Genomic DNA, 10,673 nt, shown 5'->3' with positions numbered 1-10,673 from the left:
TTTGTATAACCATAAAAATAAACCTCCGGCTATGCCGGTGGTCCCTCGGTTTTGCTTTAGCTTTAAGTAAAAAACCTCCAGCGTTATAATATGTAAAGGTTCGCCAACCACGCATATAAAACAAAGGAGGATCCAATAATGGATAAAAATACTTTAGCACACACAACGTGGGAATGCAAATATCATATTGTATTTGCGCCAAAATACAGAAGACAGGTAATATATGGACAAATCAAACAGGATGTAGATCAGATACTTAGCATGTTGTGTAAGAGAAAAGGGATAGAAATAATTGAAGCAGAATGTTGTAAAGACCACGTGCACATGTTGGTAAGAATACCACCCAAAATCAGTGTATCAGAATTTATGGGATACCTAAAAGGAAAAAGTTCATTAATGATATTTGAAAGACAATCAAATTTTAAATATCGATATGGAAACAGGAATTTTTGGTGTAGAGGATATTATGTTGATACAGTAGGTAAAAATGCAAAAAAGATACAAGAATATATTCAGAATCAAATAAAAGAAGATTGTGAATATGACCAAATGACGTTAAAAGAATATTATGACCCGTTTACGGGTGAGCCAGTAAACAAAAGCACTAAGAAATAAGGGAGCCCTTTAGGGCTTTGCGGAAAAAATAGCGCGGCTGGCGGACTATTCAGAGTGTCTTTAGACACAAGCAGGGAACAGCGACTTATAGTCGCAGAGCAAACTACCGGCTAAGCCGGTAGTTATGATTCTTAACTTTTTTAAGAGGTATTATCATAAGTTTTTGCTCATTTGTTACATCTCGTGATTCTAGGATTTTTTCAAGTGTTTTGTTATAGGTCCATACATCAAGAGTATTGTTGGTCAAGTATCCATACGTAATACCAGGATATTTTATGTAGGCTGAGGATATCAACCATGCCAAAGCCATTTTTACATAATAGAACTCGTGATGAACATTGTCTATTTTTAATAGTATTTGATTAATATAATTATCATTTAAATAAAAGTTCTGTATAATAACAAGACTCATTCTGACTTGCCATGGATTTTTAGATTTAAATAGTGACTCAATATAAATCCAAAATTCTATGGGATAATTATTGATACTTTTTAAGCCGGTACAGAAAGTATCACAGGTTACCCAATTGTTAATTAATAATGAATAGTTATCAATTAAATGTGTATATTCTAAAAAGCTGACATTACACATTCCGATAATTAAACCCTTGACAGTAATTTCTTCATAATAAGTACTTGAGCATAACTCAAGAAAGGAGCGCCAATTACCTTTTAACACTTCATTGGAGATTTTGCGAAGAGCCGGCATTTTAATTCCCAGTATATTTTTTACATTTGGCATAAGAGAGATTTGAAAATCACGATAATCTTTATCGGCAAAGGTTTTTAAATATTTAAGGTATTCTTTGTATTCAATGTTAGTCCATATATCATAAATTAAATTCATGAAAGTTAGATACTCCTTTTTAATGATTAATAAATATAGTTTAACACTAATTTCATGAAAATCCTATTATAAATATAAAAATATATGGCATATGATAATTAATATAAAAACCATAAAAACTTAGATATTTTTATAAATTGAAAGAAATTAAAGATTAATATAAGAATATTGTAAAATAATTGTAAAAATATGAGAGCAATAAGTACTGGTATTATAAATAAAGCTATGCTATAATAGCATAAGAATTTTCAGTGAAATTGATGTGATTAAAAATTTATTTGCTTCTATGGATACAAAAGGGGGAACACTACTATGTGGAGTAGAGAATTACTTGGCACAGATGTTTATCATATAGTACATTGGTTTTTTGTTTATAGTATTTTGGGATGGTTTGTAGAGTCAATCTATATGTCAATTTGTAATAGAAAACTCACAAATCGCGGTTTTGTACGTGGTCCGATTTGCCCAATTTATGGTGTAGGTGCGTTAACAGTTTATTTTGTATTAAGGCCTTTTAGCAATAATTATATTTTACTTTACCTTTGCGGATCGCTTCTTGCTACTATGCTAGAATATTTTACTGCTGTGTTGATGATTCGGATATTTGGTGAAGTATGGTGGGATTATAATGATAAGCCACTTAATTATAAAGGTATTTTGTGCTTAGAAAGTACAGTTGCTTGGGGTTTTTATACAATTTTTATGTTTGTATTTATACAGAACTTTGTAGAAAAAATTGTAAGTGGTTATCCCATGAACTTCGGTATGACGATAGGAACAGTAGTAATCGTTGGTTTTCTATTGGATTTTGCAACTAGCTTGGTAGATGCAAAATTTGACAGCATGCCTAAGTCGATGAGTGAATGGCACGAAACCATACGAGCTGTAATTTATAGAAATTAACTTAAATAATTTAAAGATGATATTTCAATAATAAGAAATATCATCTTTTTTGTATACTAGGATATCAGTTACTATAATTGTGTATCAATACAACATCAGGTGTAAATACACTTTTCGTAAAAGTATTTGACGATACAGAATAACTATCTGAAAATTAAAAAATTGTTAATTAAGACTACGAAAATAGATAAATTACAATTTAATTTATTAAAAAAATATAAACTATAAATTAAATTATTGAAAAATTATAAAAAATATTATATTCTATTATAGGTATACAATAAAATTTCGTGCATTTCGTATATAACATTAAAAGTTATTTTGACTCATTAGGTATTTACATTGGAAAGTTCGCATTGCGTGCTTTTCTTTGTTTGTCTAAAAAAATAATTTCTGTTTGGAAATTATTTTTTTTAAATAAAACACTTCGATATTTAAAATGAAAAAGTGATTTTGTTTATGAATGAGCCTATATATAGTGCACACAAATGTAAGAGGATGAAGTATGATTATGTTTTGCGGTTTAAAAAAGATGATTATTTGTATAACTAAAGAAAAGGGGGTGGCGTCTTGAAGGTATTATTAATTGGTGAGGGCTGTGTAGAAGGCAGATATATAGCTGCAAGATTATATAAAGAAGGGCATAAGATTAATTGGATAGCAAAGGATAGTACACAACAGCTTTTTGATAATGAAGTGAAGGCGAACATTTATCATGTACCGATTGCAAGCAGCCGTTGCAAGGAAGTTATTAAAAGCAATTCTATTGACACAATTATATATTTAACTTCAGGATATAGGGAAAGGTTTGAAAAGGAAGAGGTAGAATATGATAGCTTAATACCTGATTTACATGCGGTATTGAAATACTCTGTTGAGTATAACTCGATTAAGCGCATTGTTTTCATGTCATCGGTAGAATTAGCTGATGAAAATAATCTTTCACCTATTTTAACTGATTTAAAAGCTGGAGAAATGTTATGTGATGCTTTTAGCAGGAAGTACGAAATACCAATTGCAGTATTAAGAGTTTCTAGCGTATATGGTGAAGAATTTTATGATAGAGCTGGGTATTTAGGAAAAGTAATCGGCAAAATGAAAGAGGGCAAGAGAATATCTACTACATTTTCGCCGAGTGCTGAAATGGATTTGATTTATGGTGGAGATGTTGCAGACGCTCTTTATAGAGTTTTAATTGAAAATAAAACAGGGACCTTTGTTGCTACATCGGAAAAGCCAATTAAAATAACAGAATTTTTCAAAGTTTTATCGCAAAGATACAATTATAGCTTTGAGATACAATATGCACAGGACGATGGAAGAGAATTAAAGTCTTGCAAAGCTGACCGGCTTAAGGGCGAGCTTGGATGGCTTCCTATACATGAATTTTTAAAAGAATTGAATTCTTTGGATCAAATTGATGAGTTGAATAAAACCAAAAGAGTTATGCAGGTAAGAGAGGATAAGATAGAATCTAAGTACATAAAATTTTTAAGAAATCTTTTTGAGAATATTTTATTATTCCTACTTGCTATTTTATTTAAGAAATTTGCTAATGATTATTCGGATTTACGCTTTATTGATGTTCGATTGATGTATGTTGTAATGGTTGGTATGGTTTATGGAGTGAAACAAGGACTGATTTCAACTGTGTTGGCATCTGTTTCATATATTTATGATCTTAGTACTTCCAATATAGATATTTCATTTTTACTATACAGTATCAGTTCTTGGATGCCGATTGTATTTTATATGATAGCGGGGGCATGGACAGGATATTTGACTGATAAAAGAATAGATGAAATGGAGTCAGAAAAAGAAGAACATTCTATGTTAATTGAAAAGTATCAATTTTTGCGATCTTTATATAATGAAATGCGTGAAGTAAAAGAGCAGCTTCAAAAGCAAATATTAGTTTCGAAAGATAGCTTTGGAAGAGTTTATGAAATTGCAAATGAGCTTTCCAATTTTAAACCGGAATTAATTATGTTTAAAGCGATTCGTATCATTGAAAATATTATGGAAACCGAATCAGTTGCTTTATATATGGTTGCAAATGATAATTTTAACTATGCAAGACTAATGGCTAACTCTGTTAACTTAAAAGGAAAGTTGACTTCTACCTTAAAGCTTGATCAGTTACCAGGTCTTAAAAAAGCGATGGAAAATCGTGAATTTTTTGTAAACACGGAATTAAACAGTGATTATCCTGCCTATGCAATGCCGATTGTTGATCAGGATAAGGTAGTGGCAGTGGCTATGATTTACAAGTTGGATTATAACAAATATAGTACATTCTATCAAAATTTATATAGAATTGTGATTGGTTTGATTCAACAGCAGCTTGTGAATGCCTATAAATATAATGAGGCTATGATTCATGAAAATTATATTGAAGGAACGGTAATTAATAGTAATAAAGAGTTTGAGGATAAGCTTCAAACAGTTGAAAGTGCCAAAGAAGAGCTTGATTTTAATTATTTACTTGTAAAGGTATGGGATGATAACTCTAAAATTGAACTGAATGATTTTTCTGATAAAGTGAAACGAATTATGAGAAATACAGATTTTGCAGGAATTAACAGTAAGGGCGAATACAATATTGTATTTATGCAGGCAACTAAGAATGATTTTAGCGAAATACAAAAGCGTTTTCTAAAGGTTGGCCTTAATATCACCATGGAGGAGATTGCTGTTGAATAGTACATTAATTTTTATAGGAATTTATGCATTGCTATGTATATTATATTTTGTTTACTTAAAAAAAGCAGTAAAAGAAACTAACAACATTATCTTTCATATGATTACAGTGATTTGTATCCCCATTTTTGGTTTTGTATTAGTTTCACTTATGGACTACTTTATTCAGGTTATGAGGGCGGATGAAACAGATTACAGTTATTACATTGGTGAGAAGAAGTATGAGGATTTACATTATCTAAAACCATTAAATAAACAAAAAGAAATCGATAAAGTATCAATTGAGGAAGCGCTGAATCTTAACAGCAATACATATAAGAGACAGATGGTTATGGATACCTTAAGCTCAGACAACGTATTGGATTATATTGATGTATTAAAAAAGGCACTGGGTAATACGGATAGTGAAACGGTACATTATGCAACTGCTGTAATTATGGAAACGCAAAGAAAGCTTGTGGATTCTTTATTGAAACTAAGAAGAGCGTACCAACAGGATATGGATAACCGTTATGCAATTACAAATTATGAGGAGGCGTTATCAAATACAATATTTTGCGGTGTTTTCGATGAAAATAATTTAGCCAAATATTATGAATGGTACAAGGAATTGACTGACAAGCTGCTCAAGGAAGAATGGGCGTTGGAGAGATTTTTTGATAATCGGATTAAATTGGATTTCATTTTAGGTGATTTTCGGCATGCAAAAGAAACATGCGAACAATTTAAGAAGCAAAATCCTTATAGTGAATTAATGGTGAATCGTTATATAGAATATTGTATCAATACACAAGATAAGAAATTGCTTAATCAGTTTATGGAAGAGTTAAAGGGCTTACCGGTGAAGCTAACTCAAGAAACATTACAGTATATACATCTGTTTAACTGATTGCATAGAAGATGGAGTTATTTAAATGAAGTATTATAATAAATTTTGGGTTATATTTATTTTAAACATAATTTGCGTATTAGTGGTTCAGTTAACAAGAACAGATACAAAAAGCAGCTATGCCGTTACTGCTATGAGTAAAGTTGTAAAAGAGGAAGGGGTAAATGCGATTGAATCTTCAGGTTTGGTTCCAACAAATAATAAAACATTGATTATCTATAATGACCAAAGTACCCCATTGGTTAGTCAAGCTTCACAATTAAAAGATAGATTGGCAAATATGAAAATAGAGAGCCAATTAGTTAAGGATATAGATTTATACCAGGTAAGTATTGAACAATATAAAGCAATTATTATTATGAGTGATGATTGGGAAAATACTTTGGGCAATCAACTATATGAATTAATCAGATATGCAAGCAATGGAGGTAATTTATTATTTGGCGTTGTACCAAATTCCACAGAAGGATTTTACAAGGGTATCTACAGAAGTCTTGGAATAATGACTTATGGCTCCTATGAAACAATTGAGGGATTTCAATTTGAAAAAGAGCTGATGACAGGGTCAAAAGGAATGAGTTTTATTGACCAGGAAGATTATGATAATATTTGTCTGAATGTAGCGGTGGATGACCAATGCCAGGTTTATATGAGTTCAGCAGGAACAAATGCCAATATTCCACTCTTATGGTCTAGAGCTTGTGGTGACGGTAATATTGTTGTTTTTAACTCTACTGGTCTTGGGGGAAGGTATTTTGCAGGGATTTTTGCGGGTGCTATGACTGTGCTAGAAGATGATTTGCTTTACCCGATTATTAATGCAAAGACAATTTATATTGATGATTTTCCAGCACCTCAATTTAATATTGAAAGTGACGTTATTAAGCAAAATTACAGCAGAACGGTGAAGGAATTTTATCGGGATATTTGGTGGCCGGATATGCAAAAAGCTGCAAGCTTATACAAATATAATTATACAGGATTATTTATAACAAGTTATGAAAATAATGTCGATGAGTATCATATTTCACCTGCATCAAATTTTGAATATTATGGTAATAGTCTTTTGAAAAATGGTTTTGAAATAGGCTTACATGGATACAATCATCAGCCATTGGCATTAAAGGGGTACATTCCAGAAAAAATGGGATATAAAGCATGGAAATCCGAGGATGATATGGTGAAAGCAATCAGTGTTTTAAACAATTATGCTAAGACATTGTTTCCATATGCCAAATTGACTGTATATGTACCGCCTTCCAATTATTTAAGTCCGGAAGGAAGAGAAGCAGTTGTAAAGGCAGTACCAGATTTATCTGTAATATCGGGTGTATATGAAGCGGATGAAAGTGAATATGTTCAGGACTTTACGATTGCAGAGGATGGAATTGCCGAATTCCCAAGATTAACATCTGGAATGTGGAATGATGTTACCACAAGATTGCAGTATATGTGTGGGATTACAATGTATGGAGTTTTTTCGCATTTTATACACCCAGATGATATATTGGATGAGGAACGAGGAAAAGATGCAGATTGGGATACCTTATACACAAATTATACCGAGCTGTTAAAGGGAGTCAACAATGCAGCACCGCTAAGATCTCTGAAGGCGTCTGAAGCAGGCGAAGCGCTTAAGGTGTACCATTACCTTAAGGTGGAATTGGAATATGGAGATAGTTATGTGAAGGGAGCTTGTGACAATTTTTATGGAGAAGCTTATTTCTATCTAAGAACATCTAAGACACCTCTTGCAGTGGACGACAGCTGTGTGATAGAAAAAGCAGACAAGAAAAACGGTGAATTTTTCTATGTTGTTACTGTAAAGAAACCTGAGTTTGAAATAAAGCTGGAGGATAAATAAATGAAGATTTGTTTAATAGCAGAAGGATGTTATCCCTATGTTGCAGGAGGAGTTTCCTCGTGGATACAGATGCTTGTTAAGGGTATGCCTCAGCATGAATTTACAATATTTACAATTGGAGCAGAGGAAAAGCTTAGAGGACAATTTAAATACGAAATACCAAATAATATAGCGCAAATTGATGAACATTTTCTGGATGAATTTATGAATGCGAAAGAAAAAAAGGCAACAGATATCAGGATTACAAAAAGACAAAAAGAAACCTTTGTGCAGTTTTTATTAGGGGAGAGGATTGATTGGGGGGTCATTTTTGATATGTTTCGCTCAGATGGAAATCTTAGTGTCAATCAATTTCTTATCAGTAAAGATTTTCTTAGTATAGTGGAGGCTATATGTGAGACAAAGTATGCACAGACTCCGTTTAACGATGTTTTTTGGACAATTCGCTCTATGCTTTTGCCGATACTAAGTATTATAAAAACAAAGCCGCCAAAAGCAGATATTTATCATTGTGTTTCAACAGGTTATGCTGGAATAGTTGGTGCCAAGTTTAAACATGATACTGGAAAACCATTGATTGTGACAGAACATGGTATCTATACAAGAGAAAGAGAAGAAGAAATATTAAAAGCAGATTGGGTTGATAATTACTTTAAAACTACATGGATTGATTTTTTTACCTCCATTTCATATGGTGCGTATGTAGCAGGTGATGTAATTACGGCGTTGTTTTCAAATGCAAAGTTTTTACAAATCGAGCTGGGAGCGCCACAAGAGAAATGTATTGTCATTCCCAATGGTATTAATACCGAACGCTTTTCAAATATTGAACCCCTTAGTGAGGTGAAGAAAGAGTTTGTTATTGGTGCTGTTGTTCGAGTTGTTCCAATCAAAGATATTAAGACAATGATTTATAGTTTTAGTATTGTAAAAAATGAGATAAAAAATGCAAAATTATATATTATTGGTCCATACAATGAAAATCCTGATTATTATGAGGAATGCGTGGAATTGATAGAAAGCCTTGAGTGCGAAGGAATTGAATTTGTTGGAAGAGTTAATATAAGCGAATGGCTTGGCAAGGTTGATATTACATTGCTGACTAGTGTCTCGGAAGGACAGCCTTTTGTTATTCTTGAATCCTTGGCTGCCAGACGGCCTGTGGTGGCTACGGATGTGGGATCTTGCAGAGAAATGATAGAGGGTACTTATGATGATTATGGAGAAAGTGGGATTATTACACCTGTTATGAATCCTGATATGATTGCAAAAGCAATTATAAAGCTTGCCAAGGATAGAAAACTTATGATTCGTATGGGTGAACAAGGATATCAGCGTACCGTCAGGTATTACAAAGAAGAAGTTTTCCTCGATGAATATGAAAATATCTATAGGAGGTTACATAAATAATGGCAGGAGTCGGATTTGAATTAAGAAAATTATTTAAAGAAAATAGTGGTTATGTTGATACAATGAAAGCCTATGCAACATCAGCGGTAGTAACGGAAGGACCTATGGTGTTATCTATTGTAATGCTTTCGGGGCAACGACTTTTAATGAAATCAGGTGGAAGCAGCTATAACAAAATGGAAATATTTGTATTAATTATGACTTATAGTATGATTTTTTCTATGTTGATATCCAATATTCTGAATTTGTTTTTGAGTAGATTTATATCAGATTGTATATTTGAAAAAAAGTATGATAAGATTATGAGTGCATTCTTTGAAGCGGCGGCTATTTTACTTTGTTTGGGAGGCATCATAGGTTATCTCTATTTAGCAAGTGTAGACTTAAAGCTAGAATATAAGATACTTGCTATGGCTCAATTTAGCACTATGATTATTTTATGGATAGAAATGTGCTTTTTATCAGCATTAAGAAAATATATTGAGATATTAAAAAGTTTTGTTATTTCAGTTTTACTATCCTTTATCATAACAGTATTACTGATGCTTTTAAAATTTGATCCTTTGTTTGCATCTTTAAGTGGAACTAGTATTGCTTATTTCATTATGCTATGTGGTTTTCTAAAGGAAATGATAAAATATTATCCGTTTAAAAAAATTAGCTTATTTGTATTTTTTAAGGATTTAGATAAATATCCGAGTTTATGTATCATTGGATTTTTTATGACATTAGGATTATATGGTCACAATTTTGTTATGTGGTCAAGTGAATATAAGACTGTTGTGATTGAAAAAATGGTTTATTGTGTTATATATGATATTCCTTGTTTTTTTGCGGCACTCACCATTATACCTATGCTCGTTTTATTTACGGTATCCTTAGAAGTTAACTTTTACGAAAAATATAAAGGTTATTTTAGTACTGTTTTATATGGTGGCAGACTTGAAGATATTAAGGTTGCAAGAAAAGGTATGGTTAAAATGATACTTCGTGAATTATCCTATATTTTAGAGGTACAGCTCTTTATTGCTATTATTGCAGTCGTTTTTATCGCCAATTTGCTTAAGATGGTAGGAATGGATATTAATATGATTGGTATATTCCAAATCTTATGTTTTGGTTATTGTTTTTTTGGACTTATGAGATGTATTATAATTGTATTATTGTACTTTGATGACAGAATAGGGGCAGCTGTTACATCAGTTACGTTTGCGGTATTAAGTATAGCAGGTACTTTTATTACTTTAAGATTTGGTATCAGATTTTATGGAGTTGGCTTTGTGGGAGCAGCTATACTAGCTTCAATTTATGCAATCATAAGATTGTTTACCTTTGTAAAGAACCTAGAATATAATGTATTTTGTAAGCAACCACTTTTCTTTGAGGAAAAGAGGGGAATTTTTACAAAACTTGCAGAAAAAATTGGAAATTAGTAAGGGGATCAG

Annotated in this window: 8 protein-coding genes; 7 read left to right on the top strand and 1 reads right to left on the bottom strand. The window is 31.9% G+C overall.

What is annotated here, in order from left to right; all coding sequences use genetic code 11:
- Window positions 1-138: 138 nt before the first annotated feature.
- Window positions 139-615, top strand: coding sequence for an IS200/IS605 family transposase (gene tnpA, locus C8E03_RS04120; RefSeq protein ID WP_110290345.1), 477 nt, complete (start codon window positions 139-141; stop codon window positions 613-615).
- A 103-nt stretch (window positions 616-718) separates the two neighbouring features.
- Here the strand turns inward: tnpA and C8E03_RS04115 are convergent, their stop codons facing one another.
- On the bottom strand, window positions 719-1,462 hold the full coding sequence (locus C8E03_RS04115) for a DNA alkylation repair protein (protein WP_110290344.1): 744 nt from the start codon (window positions 1,460-1,462) through the stop codon (window positions 719-721).
- Between the two features lie 312 nt (window positions 1,463-1,774).
- Here C8E03_RS04115 and C8E03_RS04110 point away from each other — a divergent pair, with 312 nt between their 5' ends.
- The 6 genes from C8E03_RS04110 to pelG all read left to right on the top strand — a co-directional run bounded on the left by C8E03_RS04110 (window position 1,775) and on the right by pelG (window position 10,661).
- Complete coding sequence (locus tag C8E03_RS04110; protein ID WP_094377872.1) at window positions 1,775-2,365, top strand: putative ABC transporter permease; 591 nt, start codon at window positions 1,775-1,777, stop codon at window positions 2,363-2,365.
- 570 nt (window positions 2,366-2,935) lie between these two features.
- Window positions 2,936-5,068, top strand: a complete 2,133-nt coding sequence (locus tag C8E03_RS04105; protein WP_110290343.1) for an NAD-dependent epimerase/dehydratase family protein — start codon at window positions 2,936-2,938, stop codon at window positions 5,066-5,068.
- Window positions 5,061-5,954, top strand: coding sequence for a hypothetical protein (locus C8E03_RS04100; RefSeq protein ID WP_110290342.1), 894 nt, complete (start codon window positions 5,061-5,063; stop codon window positions 5,952-5,954). Before C8E03_RS04105 ends, C8E03_RS04100 begins: the two co-directional genes overlap by 8 nt.
- A gap of 25 nt (window positions 5,955-5,979) precedes the next feature.
- Window positions 5,980-7,818, top strand: coding sequence for a DUF2194 domain-containing protein (locus tag C8E03_RS04095; protein WP_110290341.1), 1,839 nt, complete (start codon window positions 5,980-5,982; stop codon window positions 7,816-7,818).
- On the top strand, window positions 7,819-9,228 hold the full coding sequence (pelF, locus tag C8E03_RS04090; RefSeq protein ID WP_094377876.1) for a GT4 family glycosyltransferase PelF: 1,410 nt from the start codon (window positions 7,819-7,821) through the stop codon (window positions 9,226-9,228). It begins immediately after the preceding gene.
- Window positions 9,228-10,661, top strand: coding sequence for an exopolysaccharide Pel transporter PelG (gene pelG, locus C8E03_RS04085; RefSeq protein ID WP_110290340.1), 1,434 nt, complete (start codon window positions 9,228-9,230; stop codon window positions 10,659-10,661). The genes pelF and pelG overlap by 1 nt, the downstream gene beginning before the upstream one ends.
- Window positions 10,662-10,673: the final 12 nt, after the last annotated feature.

Source organism: Lachnotalea glycerini (genome assembly GCF_003201285.1).
Taxonomy (GTDB): Bacteria; Bacillota; Clostridia; order Lachnospirales; family Lachnospiraceae; genus Lachnotalea; species Lachnotalea glycerini.
Note: the sequence above shows the minus strand (reverse complement) of the source record. Positions and strands in the feature narration are given on the sequence as shown.

Bases quoted from the DNA above. Each gene is read 5' to 3' on its own strand.
- tnpA (WP_110290345.1), top strand. From the start codon at position 139: ATGGATAAAAATACTTTAGCACACACAACGTGGGAATGCAAATATCAT.
- C8E03_RS04115 (WP_110290344.1), bottom strand. From the start codon at position 1,462: ATGAATTTAATTTATGATATATGGACTAACATTGAATACAAAGAATAC.
- C8E03_RS04110 (WP_094377872.1), top strand. From the start codon at position 1,775: ATGTGGAGTAGAGAATTACTTGGCACAGATGTTTATCATATAGTACAT.
- C8E03_RS04095 (WP_110290341.1), top strand. From the start codon at position 5,980: ATGAAGTATTATAATAAATTTTGGGTTATATTTATTTTAAACATAATT.
- pelF (WP_094377876.1), top strand. From the start codon at position 7,819: ATGAAGATTTGTTTAATAGCAGAAGGATGTTATCCCTATGTTGCAGGA.
- pelG (WP_110290340.1), top strand. From the start codon at position 9,228: ATGGCAGGAGTCGGATTTGAATTAAGAAAATTATTTAAAGAAAATAGT.